Source organism: Zobellia nedashkovskayae (genome assembly GCF_015330125.1).
Lineage (GTDB): Bacteria > Bacteroidota > Bacteroidia > Flavobacteriales > Flavobacteriaceae > Zobellia > Zobellia nedashkovskayae.
Genome location: NZ_JADDXR010000002.1, coordinates 2,259,396 through 2,272,879, shown reverse-complemented (window position 1 = coordinate 2,272,879; position 13,484 = coordinate 2,259,396). Strand labels below are relative to the sequence as shown.

Below are 13,484 nucleotides of genomic sequence, written 5' to 3'. Positions count from 1 at the left end.
GTAAGCTGAATTACAACATCTATTTTGTAAGATATTTGATAAAACTAAACGCTGTACGTTCACTGGTATAATTCAGATTTTTCTCGTTCGAATAGGCTTCCCTTTCAAAACTAATATTCTGGTATGCCTTATAACTATCAAAATAAACAGCCGTTCGTATGAGCCATTCTGAGATATAGAGGAAGTAGAAAAAAACAATCAGCAATTCTTGTTGTTGCTTTAAGTGAATTTTCTCATGATTGATCAATACAATATCCTCTTTGAGTTCGTCATGTTTTAAAATGATGAAGGGCCAAAGTGATAGACCAACATAGTTCTTATAAAAAAAATGTCTGAAAACTAAGATCATAATCAAAGGTTTAAACGGCACTTAATAGAGTTAATTGTTATTAAGCCGTCATTTTCGATAACACAACATTGCTGCCAATAATTATAATGATTCGTTAAAATACTCTTAAACGTACTTAAAATGTACGGTTTTAAAATCGTTTTTGGTTGTTTGCCAACTAAATGGAGTAATTTTATACTCAAGAAATACAATGGAAAAAGGAGTTGATGAAAGAAATAATTCCGCCTGAGGAAGGCGATTTTTACTTATCAGAAGAAGGGTATCGGGTATTTACCCAACAGTATCATCTAAAGAGAGGTTACTGTTGCGAAAGTGGTTGTAGACACTGCCCTTATGGTTTTGACCCCAAAACGAACCGCCAATAAAACCGTTGTTCGGCATGATTTTTGAGACTACCTTTTACGAAAATGATGTATTAACACCAAATACTATACTTTGTTATGAAAAAGATTAAAATCCTAGTGGTACCCATGCTTGTGTTGCTATTCTTAAGCTCCTGTACTTCTGTACGCGTGCTTTCTGATTACGATAAAGAAGCCAATTTTGATAGTTACAAAACGTATGCTTTTTATAAAACAGGAATTGACAAAGCTCAGATTTCGGATTTGGACAAAAAGCGAATTCTACGTGCTATTGAAGCTGAAATGACCAATCGCGGTTTTTCAAAATCTGAAAATCCAGATATTTTAGTGAGTATATTCACTAAAGAAAAAGAACAAGTAGATATTTACAATAACTACTGGGGCGGCGGCTGGGGCTGGAACCCTTATTATTGGGGTCCTGGTTGGGGCGGAGGCGGCAATAATGTTAGCACCCGTACCGAAGGTTCTTTGTACATTGACCTAGTAGATTCTAAAACTAAAGAATTGGTGTGGCAAGGTAAAGGAGTTGGTAATTTGAATAATATTAGCAATATAGAAAAGAAAGAACAACGCATACGCGAGTTTGTTTCTGAAATTTTGATGCAATACCCACCTAATCCGGTTGCCGCTAAGTAAAACGATCTCAATTCGTTGAAATATATTAAAAAGCTCTTTTATTTTAAAAGGGCTTTTTTTACGCAGCAGTCCCACCCGTCCAAATTGAATGCTAATATTCCTCTACCCTTTTTTGTATCTTTATATAGAAAACCTTTTAGCATGACGTACACTAGTAATCCTGTTCTTGACAAACTTCCTGCACATTTGCAGCAGTATATTAAACCGCAAGATTATGGTGAATATTCGTCTATTGACCAAGCCGTTTGGCGTTATGTGATGCGTAAAAATGTAGATTACCTTAGTAAATTTGCCCACGCTTCATACTTAGTTGGGTTACAAAAAACCGGTATTTCTATAGACCATATCCCAAATATGTACGGCATGAACCGTATCTTAAAGGAAATAGGTTGGGCCGCAGTTGCGGTTGATGGTTTTATTCCTCCATCTGCATTTATGGAATTCCAAGCGTACAATGTACTAGTTATTGCTTCCGATATACGACAGTTAGATCATATAGAATACACCCCTGCACCAGACATTATTCATGAGGGCGCAGGGCATGCACCTATTATTGCCAATCCTGAATATGCAGAATACCTGCGTAGATTTGGTGAGATTGGTTCTAAGGCAATTTCAAATGCGAAAGATTATGAACTCTATGAAGCGGTACGCCACCTTTCCATCATAAAAGAAGCCCAAGGTACCCCACAAGAAGATATTGATAAGGCCGAAAAGCATATTGATGACCTGCAAAATAACATGGGAGAACCCAGTGAAATTGCACTTATTAGGAACTTGCACTGGTGGACCGTTGAATACGGACTTATAGGCACACCCGAGAACCCTAAAATATATGGCGCCGGACTTCTTTCCTCTATTGGAGAAAGCGCATGGTGCATGACAAATGAAGTAAAGAAAAAACCGTATTCCATAGATGCGGCCTATACCTCTTTTGATATTACGCAACCACAACCTCAGCTTTTTGTTACGCCAGATTTTGCTTACCTAAGTCAAGTTTTAGAGGAATTTGCAAACACTATGGCTTTACGCCGTGGTGGGTTAAGTGGTATAAAAAAGCTTATTGCATCTAAAGAATTGGGCACTATTGAACTTAGCACAGGACTTCAGATTTCCGGTAATTTTGATAGTGTAATTGAACACGAAGGCAAACCTGTGTTTTTTCAATCTAAAGGCCCCACAGCACTCTCCTTTCGTGATAAAGAGCTTGTAGGACATAGTATTAAACAGCACGCCACTGGTTTTGGTTCTCCATTAGGAAAACTAAAAGGAATGAACTTGGCCATTGAAGACATGAGTCCGCTTGATCTCAAAGCCTATAATATTTTCGAAGGACAACAGATTTCCCTAGAATTTGACGGTCATATAAAAATAGCCGGAGAAATTATTACTGGAACGCGCAACTTACAGGGAGACATTATTTTAGTCACTTTTAAAAATTGCTGTGTCACCCATAATGACAAAGTCCTTTTTGAAAGTAACGACGAGCTTTATAGTATGGCCGTAGGTCAAGAAATAGCTTCTGCCTATAATGGTCCTGCTGATTTGAATAGTTTTGATTTGGTTACCCATGAGGTTTCATCAACTACAATAAAATCTAAAAGCAATGCCTCTCACACCAAATTAGAGCAATACTACGAGCAAATACGTCATTTCAGGGAAGGCAAAAATAGTACGATTTCTAGACATAAGGTGTTTGAAGCAATAAGAGATAATTATCCTAATGACTGGTTATTGCCAGTTGAGCTATACGAACTTGCCAAAGAAAACGGAGACCATGAATTTGCCCATGAAATTTCAATGCATTTACAGACCGTAAAATTAAATAACCCTAAGGTAGGCCATTTGATAGATGATGGACTGGACTTGGTAAACCATAAATGTAAAACTGAGAAATTGAAATAAACCAACATTTTCTTTATTGACACCAAACCAAACAACCGTGAAACCACTATTCCTACTACTTTTTACACTGATTACATCAGCACTTACGGCGCAGCCGGAAGCCAATTATGATGAAACCAAAGTTCCTAAATTTTCAGTACCTGACCCTCTTGTTACTTTTGGAGGAGAGGCTATTACCGACAGCCAACAATGGGAAGAAAAAAGAAAGCTAGAAATCTATCAATTTTTTGAAAAGCAAATTTATGGCAAAGTACCTGCCCTATTGGACGAGTATTCGTTTAAGGTCATTGAACAAGATAATAACGCACTAGGCGGAAAAGCACAACGCAAGCAAATTGCCGTAGGTATAAAGAAAAACAACCGCTCCTTAAATTTCAACATCCTACTTTATCTTCCTATAGGCAATGAGAATGCACCTGTATTTCTTGGCTACAATTTTCACGGAAACCATACCGTGACAGATGACCCAAATGTTATTATTACAGAAGCATGGAACGAGAATAATGAAGATTTAAAAATCAGAAACAACAAAGCAACAGAAGCTTCGCGAGGCGTTAGAATGAACCGTTGGGCTATAGATAAAATGTTAGATAAAGGTTATGGCATAGCAACAGTTTATTATGGTGAAATAGACCCGGACAAAAATGATTTTTCGGATGGGTTACACAGTTTGTTTTATGAAGAAGGCCAGACCAAACCAAAGACCAACGAATGGGGCAGTATAGCCGCATGGGCCTATGGTCTTAGCCGCGCCATGGATTATCTTGAGAATGACACAAATATATCTAATGTTATCGTTTTTGGACATTCTAGATTGGGGAAAGCAGCACTTTGGGCAGGCGCAACAGACCTTCGTTTTGCGGGTGTTATTGGTAACGATTCAGGTTGTGGTGGCGCTGCATTATCAAAACGTAAGTTTGGAGAAACCATTGGTCAAATCAACACTTCGTTTCCGCATTGGTTTTCTGAGAGTTTTAAAAAATACAGTAATAAGGAAGAAATGTTACCAGTGGACCAACATGAACTATTAGCCCTTATTGCTCCAAGACCTTTATACGTTGCAAGTGCCGTTGAGGATGAATGGGCGGATCCAAAAGGGGAATTCCTATCTGCACAATATGCCACAAAAGTATACGAGTTATATGATAAAAAGGGAATTTCTTCAACTGATGTGCAAGAAGTTAATCATCCTATTAAACAGACCCTAGCATATCATATGAGAAGTGGAAAACACGATGTTACCGATTATGATTGGGATCAATACATTGCTTGGGCCGAAACTTTTGCAAAGTAAGATTTCATGAAGCAGCTCTATTCTTTAAAAAACACTTCGGGTAAATCCTTATTTACGGTTTTATCATTGTAGACCAGTGTCCATCCCAATGAGTTCGTAAGAATGTAAAACTTCTGCAGCTCACTTATCAAGCGATTTTCGGCATTGGTTTTTAATGCAGACGCTTCTACCTTTTTCATCAGTGAAGCATTTACATTTTTCTTGATTTTATTATAATCGCTCGCCTCAAACATGTTCAGGTAATCTGAGCTAACATCATAATATTCAAAATCAGGACTAATTTTCACTTCCGGTTCCGGTATGCTTTTGATGTGTAAGGTTTTACTAGACTCATCTACCTCAAAATCTATCTTACTCAAATCATAAGCTATGGTAACATCTGCATTTACAACAACTAGCGCTTTTTTTTCTGCAGATATAAAAGGCCCGAAAAGCATTTTAGAATCTTTGTAGTTGTACACTTCTGCAAAATGACCTTCTGTAACAATTAACTTGCTTACATTGTCTATTTGCGTTTGAATAAGCATGCTGTTTTCTTCCAAGATAGATTTCTCCTCCTTGTCATCAGCACACGAACGGAACACTAAAACTACTGCCAAGGTAATAAGAACCCCTACAAATACTTTTTTCATAAGATGAAGTTACAATACATATTGAAATTGACGAAAAAGAAAAAGGGAATCTAAGACTCTAGGTTTTGGTGGTCGAAATCCATAAAAGGAAAACGCTTTTGAACGTTCGTTATTTTGAGCTCTAATGATTTTAAGAATTTTAAATGCTGTTTTGATTCTGGATGAAATGGTCTATGATTTAGCCCTTTTTGAATGGCATCAACCAATATCATAGATTCCTGGGCTTCTTTATTAATCCAAACGGACATAAACTTCTCCCATATATAATCTATAGCCAATTGACTGGGATGTACCATATCTTCTTTATAAAAGCGATAATCCCGCAACTCGTCCATTTGTAACTCATAAGACGGAAAATAGTTCATATTGAACTCAGAATTATCCATCAACTCATGTATTGCAGTTATCAAATGTGCTTTGCTACGTTGGTTTTCGACAAAACCATCCTTGATATGCCGTACCGGTGAAACCGTAAAAATTAATTGTGCTCCAGGGTTTATGGCGGCAACACCAACCATTATATTTTTTAGGCTGCTTACAATTTCATCTACCCCTAACAGCCCTTTAGCGAACTCTTTTTGAGGTACCTTATGGCAATTGGCCACCATATTATCGGTTTCAAGATGGCGATACACCCAAGCCGTACCTAGCGTTATGAATATATGAGTTGCTTTTTCAAGCTGTTCTCCAGTACTCTCAATTCCATTATTAAGCGATACCAGTAACTCTTCTTTAGAAACGGAACTTAAATCTGAATGAGCGTCATAGCATTGCCATCTTTCATTGTTAAAAAACACATCGTCCTCTGTATAGGCCTTTTTTGAAATTGCACGAGTTACTAAATTCTCAATAGCCAACGGATGGAACAAAATACCAAACGGGTTCTGAAAAGACCTAAACTTATAATACTTGAACTTCTCCCCTATATTTTCCGAGAAACAAGAACCCATCAAAACCGATCGACTTCCATAATCGATTTGGTTTTCAGCCTTTTCTAAAGGTATTTGGGTTTGGAGTATCATTGTGTCTTTTTTACTGTTTAAATCCTAAATAATAATTCTACTATATTTTTTTATTTATTATATCAATTCATAAACTGTATCAATATTCCTACTACACCTATCCCTAAGCATAACGGAGAAAACAGCTTCGAATCCGCCTTTGAAAACTTGGTATTTTTAACTTTCTTAAAAAAGCCGACATACTTAAATTCTCCTACAGACCTTAGAATAAAAATAGTAGGAATAAACCAGTACGCGAAATTTATACCCCTAAAAGGAGCTTCAACATTTATAAGGCCAGATTTCATAAAATAGAATAACCCGAATACAGTTAAAATCAGCGCTACTAATAAGGTTGCAATTTTAGGAATTGAAATCATGGCTTTCTCATTTTCTCGTGTTGGAATAGCATTCTCCAATGCCCAAGTACCGCCAAAAAGCCAATAGAAATGGAAACCGCCAAGTACAATAAAAACTAAGAATAGAAGTAAAGATAAAATCATGACCATCATAAATTTGCTGTTTTAGATATTCGGTATTCGATTCGAACAAATTTCTAGCAATATGATGGAATCACAACTTAACACAAGGTAATTAATGTTTTGACAATTGATTTCTAATCCTACTTAGTGACTGTGGCGTTATACCCAAATAACTGGCAATATGTTTTAAAGCATATTTTTGAAAATAATCAGGATTATGCTTTAATAAGAGCATATATCGTTCCGTTGGGCTTAAAAATAATAACTGTTCTGTTCTACGTTTACTGTTTATAAATATCTGCTCGCTTATGATTCTTCCAAATTTATTCCAATAAAAAGAGGTTTCATAAAGGTAGTAGAGTCCGGTTCTGTTCAAAAGAATGGCCTCTCCCCTCTCTATGGACTGAATCCACAATGTAGAAGGATCTTGGCTTATAAAACTCTCGTAATCCGTGATAAATTCGTTTGCAGACCTTAATAGCAAATTGGTTTCCACTAGTTGATCATCCATATGATAAGACCGTACAGAACCCGATTTAATAAATGCAATGAAACTACATATTTGCGGAGGACATAGCAACTGCTCTCCTTTTTCAAATTTTACGATTGACAAATGAGGTTTTATCACTTTCCAATCTTCCTCAGCAATGGGAAGAATATGGTTCAATATGTGTTTTAGTGTTTCGATAGTTTAATTATAAAAATCATCCCACTGAAGCACTTCGTATACATCACCTTTATTGTAGATATTATTGGCCATTGCCTGCCCTAGAATATGTACGGGTACACCTCTATATTTTCGTAACCCTCCCAAAAGTATGGGTTTTAGTAAAGGCCAGACTTTTAAGGTAATCGCCTGCCCAATGCCGTAACGATTGGTTGGTGTTAAAATCATGGAAGGTTCAAAAATACTGAGGCGGTCAAAATGCAATGCTTTTAACGCTTCTACCAATTCTCCTTTTGTACGAAGGTAAAAAGATGATGAAGTTGGACTAATACCTACAGAGGCTAACAATTGAAAATGTTTCACTCCTGCTTTTTTACAGGCCGTTGCAAAATCTAGAACTGCAGTTTTATCAATTTTAATAAATTCTTCTTTGCTTATTTTTGAAGGTTGGCCTACCCCCAGTGTACAAATAGCCGTTGTGTGTCCTTGTAAAAAGTTCTCGTAAGAACTAGCATCTGTGATGTCTATATTGTGCTGTTCTACAATAGCATTGTCTAGATCAGAAATGTGACTTCTGCCAAGCAAAGTAATTTTTTGAATGTTCTTACCTTGCAGAAGAGTGCCCAAAGTTTCTGTACCTACAGCCCCGCTTGCGCCCAGCATTACCACGTATAACATGTTAGATTCTGAATTCATGCTCTATTATAATTCTTCTGCTAAGTTCGTTTATTTATAGCTCCTTTGGAATGGTTTTGACAGACTTTGAGTATACTTATTCAAAGTCATCTGAGAGAATACTAAGGTTTTTTTATTCAAAGTTAAATCTATAAGATTTAATAATATTATAAATATAAACAGACCCAGTTGAATAAACCACAAGTCTATATTAATTATAAACTGTATAATTCGCGTACTTTTATTTTAACAAATTCATGGCACTAGTATAAACTAGCTCCTCTCCCGTTTCTGACAGATTTTTAACCGCAGGTTGCATTTCGCAAAGAACCAGGAGCTGAATTTATCCTAAAACATCTTCTCATTTTAAATTGAATTAAAAAAATTAACATTTCCCCGCTTTAAAATACCTGGTAACAAGTAATTACGCCCAGCAACGTACGTATTTTAAGTATCAAATAATCTATTAATTTTTATATCATAAAAAAATCTAAGACCTTTAGTGAATTTAATGGACAACTTAATATTAAGTTTTATTTGGAAGTAATTTCTTACCTTTAAATGCGCCCTAAACAAGTATATTACAAAAGGATAAAAATGGTATTAAAATATTTTTTTAAGATTCTTACCTTTTATATTCTTCTCCTTTCCTTATATACGGTTCAATCTCAGCATAAAGAATCCCTTATTTTTCAACATATTGAAAAGGGAATATCCCATAGTACGGCAACCATTCTTTTGGAAGATAGTTACGGTTTTATTTGGATTGGAACTAGAAATGGCCTGAACAGATATGATGGAAAAGACTTTGAAATATTCAATAAAACTACAGATAGTGTAACCGGCCTTACTCACGAGTATATAGTTTCTTTATACGAGGATGATGAAAACTTATTAATTAGTACAAACCATGGCTTAAGTTTATATGACCGCAGTTTAAATCTGGTCATCCCTTATCCGTTCAAGAAAGAAGCAAAGAAGATTGAATCTAAAAGGTTTGAATGGGTAATTAGACTAAATGACTATTTATGGTTAGGCACTGAAAAAGATGGGTTATTTAGGTACCAGCCAGAAACCGGAAAATTAAAACAATTTAAGCTTCCTGATGATTACGTAAAACTTAAGAATAGAAGAGTTGACAAAATTATTAAAGTAATGCCTTTGGATGATGAGCGTATGCTTGTTATTTCCACATACAATATTTTAGTGATAAACAGGGAAATGGAAATCCTGAGTAAGCTTCAGGAAACAGATGAGATTGTTACTGCCACACCACTAGAGAAAAACAACTTTTTATTGGGCACGATTAGCGGGGTCCTAGTAGAATTGAAAATAGATAGCTCCTTAGGGTTTCTTACCAAGAAAAAAGATATAAGCCCAGGCTTTAGCATACGTTCCTTAACAAAGAATAATAATGGAGAATTATGGATAGGTACTGAAAATAATGGCTTGTTTATCTATACCAAAACTCTAGAACCCATACAACACATAGAATATAATGTGTCTAAGCCAAATTCCATTTCAGGTAATTCCATTTGGTCTCTTTTATGCACCCGTAATGGCGTTATGTGGGTAGCTCCCTATAAAAGCGGTCTCAATTTTTATGACCCGGAATTTTTTAAATTCAAACACATTACTTCTGACCCATTCAATTCTAAATCTTTGAGTAATAAATTAGTGAATTGTTTTAATGAGGATACGAAGGGAAAGATATGGATAGGAACCGATGGCGGCGGATTAAATTGCTGGAACAGAACTTTAGACACATTTGAGCATTATTCATTAAAGGATAAAAATTTTGGTAGCAACGTGGTACTTTCATTACTGCAAACAAAAAAGAATGAATTGTGGGCTGGCACATGGACAAATGGTATTGTCGTTTTCAATACGGATAGCAAGAAATTTGAAGAGCTAAACACTCAAAATTCATTTTTGAAATCAAATACCGTAGTTGATCTCTTAAAAGATAGGAAAGGCCGTATCTGGATCATAAATTATTTTGCAGGCGTGCAAATTTTTAATCCACAAACAAATAGTCATGAGAATATTGATCTTACCTCCCAATTAGACGGTACGGAAATTAATTCGTTAAATAGAATATTTGAAGATAACAAAGGTAATATTTGGATTGGCAGTCTAAACTCTGGATTACTTAAATTGACAGAAAGTGATGGTACTTGGAAAAGTACACATTATCATAGTAAAAATTCATTAAGCAATAATTTTGTCAACTCCATTATACAGGATAGTGAGAATGTTATTTGGGCAGGTACTCAAGGCGGACTTAACAAATATATGCCTGAAAGTGATTCCTTCCAATCCGTTAAAAAGTCAGACGGACTTAAAAATGATGCCATTAAGGAAATTATAGACGATAAGAACAAACGCTTATGGTTAAGTACAGAAGAAGGTATTATTAGGTACAATACCAGTACTGGAAAAACAATAGATTATGATGTAGGTGATGGTCTGCAGGCCAACCAATTTAACCCAAATTCATCTTTAATCACTAGTAAAGGTGAGTATATATTTGGAGGTGTAAACGGGTTTAACATATTTACCGCCAGTGCCGTTGCAAAACAAAAAGACAAGCTTAATTTATTTATTTCCGATCTAAAAATTTTCAACAAATCTGTATTACCCAATGATGATTTTGGGGTTTTAAAAAAGGATATTAGCCAAGTAGATTCTCTTACTCTTAACTATGATCAATCTGTTATTAACATTGATTTTAAGGCCCTTACCTTTCGCCGTCCGGAAAGTGTAAATTATGCTTTTTACCTAGACGGTTTTGAAAAAGATTGGAACTATGTAGGCAACAATCCAAGTGCTACATATACCAATCTAAATCCTGGAAAATATACGTTAAGAATCAAATCTACTAATTCTGACGGGGTTTGGGTAGATAACGAATTAGATCTTCATATGACCATTACCCCTCCATATTGGGAAACGTGGTGGTTCCGGTCTTTAATGGTAGCCCTAGTTTTATTGGTCCTTTATCTCGCCTATTATCTTAAATTAAGAAGTATTAAAAAAAATCAAAGAAAACTAGTACTAAAAGTAGCGGAACGTACTAAAGAATTAAGGCTTCAAAAAGACAAGCTTATAGAAGCGGCAAATGATCTAGAATCCAAAAACGAAGAAATTCAGCGCTTTACCTTTGCAATTTCCCATGATTTAAAAAGCCCACTAAACAATATTAAAGGGATTGCCGGTCTTGTACCAATGGCAATTGAGACAGAAGATTTTACTACTGTAGAAGAGTACTTAAGTTTAATAGATATTTCCTGTGACAACATGAACGAATTGATTTCGGACATCACCAAAATTGCAAAACTGGGTAAAATTGAAAATAACAATGAGCTATTAAACACCAATGAAATATTAAATTTGTCTAGAGATCTTATCAAAGGGAAACTTAACAAAGAAAATATTGAGCTTACAATTGCTCACGACCTACCCGAAATATTTGGAGATCGCAAAAGAATAACCCAAGTTTTTGGCAACTTCTTAGATAATGCCATCAAATACATGGGAGACCAACGAAACCCTAAAATAGCTGTGGAATATATTGATAATGGAGACACAAATAGCTTTCTAATACGTGATAACGGATCAGGTATGGATGAGCGGGCCTTAAAAAAACTATTTACACCTTTTGAACGTTTTCACAAAAATACAACAGGAACAGGGTTAGGGCTATATATGATTAAAAAAATTGCGGTTTCACATGGCGGAACCATAATGGCAGAATCAGGAGGCAACGGAAAAGGAACTACTTTTAAACTTATTCTACCAAAAGCCGAAATAGCAAAGCAAAAAGCTTTAAACAACAATAAGCTTTCGGTTAAGTATTAAACACCAATAGTTTAAACTGGCAATTCTTTTTTTAACTGTTGAAAATTGGACTAAGGTTTTTCAATAACAGAAGTACAATTAAATACAGAATAACTGAATGATATTGATTAATATCATATTTCTGTTTCAATATGATACTTAGTTTTGAGGATGTTTTAAGATAAATGTAAAATGAGAGGTAGTTCAAATACTTTGATTTATGTTATTGCCGGCATTATTCTTCTTCATTTTGTTGTTGGCTTTATCTGGCTTATTTACAAATTGAATAAGAAAAAGAAAGAGTAAGTCATTTATAAACATACTCCCTATTGGAATTAAAAATTTGAGTTTTGATTTGGCCTTTGGTTTCATCTCAATCTTTTATTTGCCAAGTATGCTTTTAACCCACTCTATACACTCTGCTTCATCAATAATAGACCATGAATGAGGATGCCTTTGCCCATCACTCCGGTAACCCGTTCCTAATGTTTGTATAAACTCGGCTTGTTCATTGCCCAAAATGAGCAATCTCTTGATTAGCTCTGAGGTTGCAATAAAATTTTGATTTTTTGCACTTTGAAATCTGTTTTGCAAACGCCATGCTATATCAACATCATGATACGTTCGTACTGCAATATTTTTTAAGTGCATTTCATTCTCTCCATATTCCGTATTCATTGAAAAAGGGTTCATTTTAGCATAGGTTGATACATTTTCACTAGAAGCACCATACCGCGTGGTTAACAAATCAGTTACCGATTCTGCTTCCTGCTCTTCAACATTATGGTTTTATTCACCGATATACATTGCATTTGTGACTAACTTTTAACCATTCATACCAGAAAAGAAACCAACTGTACAAAATGGAATTACTTCGAGGAGATTTCTTGTTAGTTTAGATTGAAATAACAGTTAGGTTTAGACGAACTATCAGTTTTAAATTAATTAACCTAAATTATTCTGATTATGAAAAAATTAATATTTAGCACCAAATTTATTTTAATATCCTTTTTAGCTAGTTTAATATTCTCCTGCTCCTTAGAAGATGGAGTTACTGGGCCTGCTGGGCCTCCAGGAGCAAATGGTTCAGATGGCAATGCCAACGTCCAGACATATTTATATGACATTTCAACTGAGACAGGAGGAAATATTGCAGTAGATGTACCGGAATTAACCCAAGATGTGATTGATAATGATTTAATTATTGGTTATTTAAAAACTCTGAATGGTTCTGACATTCCTGTTCCCGCTGTACGATATCTTGATGCCGGATATGGTCGCAATTTCATGGATATAGGTGTAGAAATCGATTTGGGTAGATTCTGGTTATATTTTCACGAAGTGGGAAGCAATGCTTCTGCAACCTTTGGGGCTGGTTATATAACAAAACTTAAGGTTGTTATAGTAAAATCTAATAGTACCACCGAGAAGTCTGGGGCTGCAACTCTAAGAGCCCAGTTAAAAAGAGATGGCGTAAATCTTAGTGATTACAATGCGGTGATGGAATATTTTGATTTAAAACATTAGAAATTTGAAAATCAAATCCAGACTATAAGTTTTATTCAAATCTAATCAATACATAAAATTTCGACTTTATAAAATTACACAAACATGCTAATTGAAAATTTTTGAAAGCCATTT

At 35.2% G+C, this 13,484-nt stretch carries 13 protein-coding genes; 6 read left to right on the top strand and 7 right to left on the bottom strand.

The window, feature by feature from the left end:
• Positions 1-19: 19 nt before the first annotated feature.
• Positions 20-349: a hypothetical protein gene (locus tag IWB64_RS09490; protein WP_194533786.1), complete on the bottom strand. Its 330-nt coding sequence runs from the start codon at positions 347-349 to the stop codon at positions 20-22.
• A 206-nt stretch (positions 350-555) separates the two neighbouring features.
• Here IWB64_RS09490 and IWB64_RS09485 point away from each other — a divergent pair, with 206 nt between their 5' ends.
• The 4 genes from IWB64_RS09485 (at position 556) to IWB64_RS09470 (ending at position 4,546) form a co-directional block, all read left to right on the top strand.
• Positions 556-714: a DUF5522 domain-containing protein gene (locus IWB64_RS09485; protein WP_194533785.1), complete on the top strand. Its 159-nt coding sequence runs from the start codon at positions 556-558 to the stop codon at positions 712-714.
• Positions 715-789: 75 nt separating this feature from the next.
• Positions 790-1,347, top strand: coding sequence for a DUF4136 domain-containing protein (locus tag IWB64_RS09480; protein WP_194533784.1), 558 nt, complete (start codon positions 790-792; stop codon positions 1,345-1,347).
• Positions 1,348-1,488: 141 nt separating this feature from the next.
• Entirely contained in the window at positions 1,489-3,252 is a 1,764-nt protein-coding gene (locus IWB64_RS09475) for an aromatic amino acid hydroxylase (RefSeq protein ID WP_194533783.1), read from the top strand.
• Positions 3,253-3,289: 37 nt separating this feature from the next.
• Positions 3,290-4,546, top strand: a complete 1,257-nt coding sequence (locus tag IWB64_RS09470) for a glucuronyl esterase domain-containing protein (RefSeq protein WP_317171962.1) — start codon at positions 3,290-3,292, stop codon at positions 4,544-4,546.
• A gap of 17 nt (positions 4,547-4,563) precedes the next feature.
• Here the strand turns inward: IWB64_RS09470 and IWB64_RS09465 are convergent, their stop codons facing one another.
• From IWB64_RS09465 to IWB64_RS09445, 5 genes are all read right to left on the bottom strand, one after another.
• Entirely contained in the window at positions 4,564-5,178 is a 615-nt protein-coding gene (locus IWB64_RS09465; protein ID WP_194533782.1) for a DUF4230 domain-containing protein, read from the bottom strand.
• A gap of 50 nt (positions 5,179-5,228) precedes the next feature.
• Positions 5,229-6,200 (bottom strand): GSCFA domain-containing protein, encoded by a 972-nt coding sequence (locus IWB64_RS09460; RefSeq protein WP_194533781.1) that lies wholly within the window; start codon positions 6,198-6,200, stop codon positions 5,229-5,231.
• A gap of 62 nt (positions 6,201-6,262) precedes the next feature.
• On the bottom strand, positions 6,263-6,691 hold the full coding sequence (locus tag IWB64_RS09455) for a DUF3995 domain-containing protein (RefSeq protein ID WP_226975845.1): 429 nt from the start codon (positions 6,689-6,691) through the stop codon (positions 6,263-6,265).
• Positions 6,692-6,773: 82 nt separating this feature from the next.
• Positions 6,774-7,328 carry a Crp/Fnr family transcriptional regulator gene (locus tag IWB64_RS09450; protein WP_194533780.1) on the bottom strand — a complete coding sequence of 185 codons (555 nt, stop codon included), beginning with the start codon at positions 7,326-7,328 and terminating at the stop codon, positions 6,774-6,776.
• A 24-nt stretch (positions 7,329-7,352) separates the two neighbouring features.
• Entirely contained in the window at positions 7,353-8,024 is a 672-nt protein-coding gene (locus IWB64_RS09445) for an NAD(P)H-binding protein (RefSeq protein WP_194533779.1), read from the bottom strand.
• Positions 8,025-8,600: 576 nt separating this feature from the next.
• On the opposite strand from IWB64_RS09445, the gene IWB64_RS09440 reads away from it, so the two are divergent.
• A complete protein-coding gene (locus IWB64_RS09440; RefSeq protein ID WP_194533778.1) occupies positions 8,601-11,864 on the top strand; it encodes a ligand-binding sensor domain-containing protein in 3,264 nt (1,087 codons plus the stop codon).
• 360 nt (positions 11,865-12,224) lie between these two features.
• Here the strand turns inward: IWB64_RS09440 and IWB64_RS09435 are convergent, their stop codons facing one another.
• On the bottom strand, positions 12,225-12,536 hold the full coding sequence (locus IWB64_RS09435) for a hypothetical protein (protein WP_194533777.1): 312 nt from the start codon (positions 12,534-12,536) through the stop codon (positions 12,225-12,227).
• Between the two features lie 273 nt (positions 12,537-12,809).
• On the opposite strand from IWB64_RS09435, the gene IWB64_RS09430 reads away from it, so the two are divergent.
• Positions 12,810-13,370, top strand: a complete 561-nt coding sequence (locus tag IWB64_RS09430) for a hypothetical protein (RefSeq protein ID WP_194533776.1) — start codon at positions 12,810-12,812, stop codon at positions 13,368-13,370.
• Positions 13,371-13,484 lie beyond the last annotated feature (114 nt).

Excerpts from the sequence above, each read along its gene's own strand:
- IWB64_RS09490 (WP_194533786.1), bottom strand. The coding sequence starts at position 349 with ATGATCTTAGTTTTCAGACATTTTTTTTATAAGAACTATGTTGGTCTA.
- IWB64_RS09485 (WP_194533785.1), top strand. The coding sequence starts at position 556 with ATGAAAGAAATAATTCCGCCTGAGGAAGGCGATTTTTACTTATCAGAA.
- IWB64_RS09480 (WP_194533784.1), top strand. The coding sequence starts at position 790 with ATGAAAAAGATTAAAATCCTAGTGGTACCCATGCTTGTGTTGCTATTC.
- IWB64_RS09475 (WP_194533783.1), top strand. The coding sequence starts at position 1,489 with ATGACGTACACTAGTAATCCTGTTCTTGACAAACTTCCTGCACATTTG.
- IWB64_RS09465 (WP_194533782.1), bottom strand. The coding sequence starts at position 5,178 with ATGAAAAAAGTATTTGTAGGGGTTCTTATTACCTTGGCAGTAGTTTTA.
- IWB64_RS09460 (WP_194533781.1), bottom strand. The coding sequence starts at position 6,200 with ATGATACTCCAAACCCAAATACCTTTAGAAAAGGCTGAAAACCAAATC.
- IWB64_RS09455 (WP_226975845.1), bottom strand. The coding sequence starts at position 6,691 with ATGATGGTCATGATTTTATCTTTACTTCTATTCTTAGTTTTTATTGTA.
- IWB64_RS09445 (WP_194533779.1), bottom strand. The coding sequence starts at position 8,024 with ATGAATTCAGAATCTAACATGTTATACGTGGTAATGCTGGGCGCAAGC.
- IWB64_RS09440 (WP_194533778.1), top strand. The coding sequence starts at position 8,601 with ATGGTATTAAAATATTTTTTTAAGATTCTTACCTTTTATATTCTTCTC.
- IWB64_RS09435 (WP_194533777.1), bottom strand. The coding sequence starts at position 12,536 with ATGAACCCTTTTTCAATGAATACGGAATATGGAGAGAATGAAATGCAC.
- IWB64_RS09430 (WP_194533776.1), top strand. The coding sequence starts at position 12,810 with ATGAAAAAATTAATATTTAGCACCAAATTTATTTTAATATCCTTTTTA.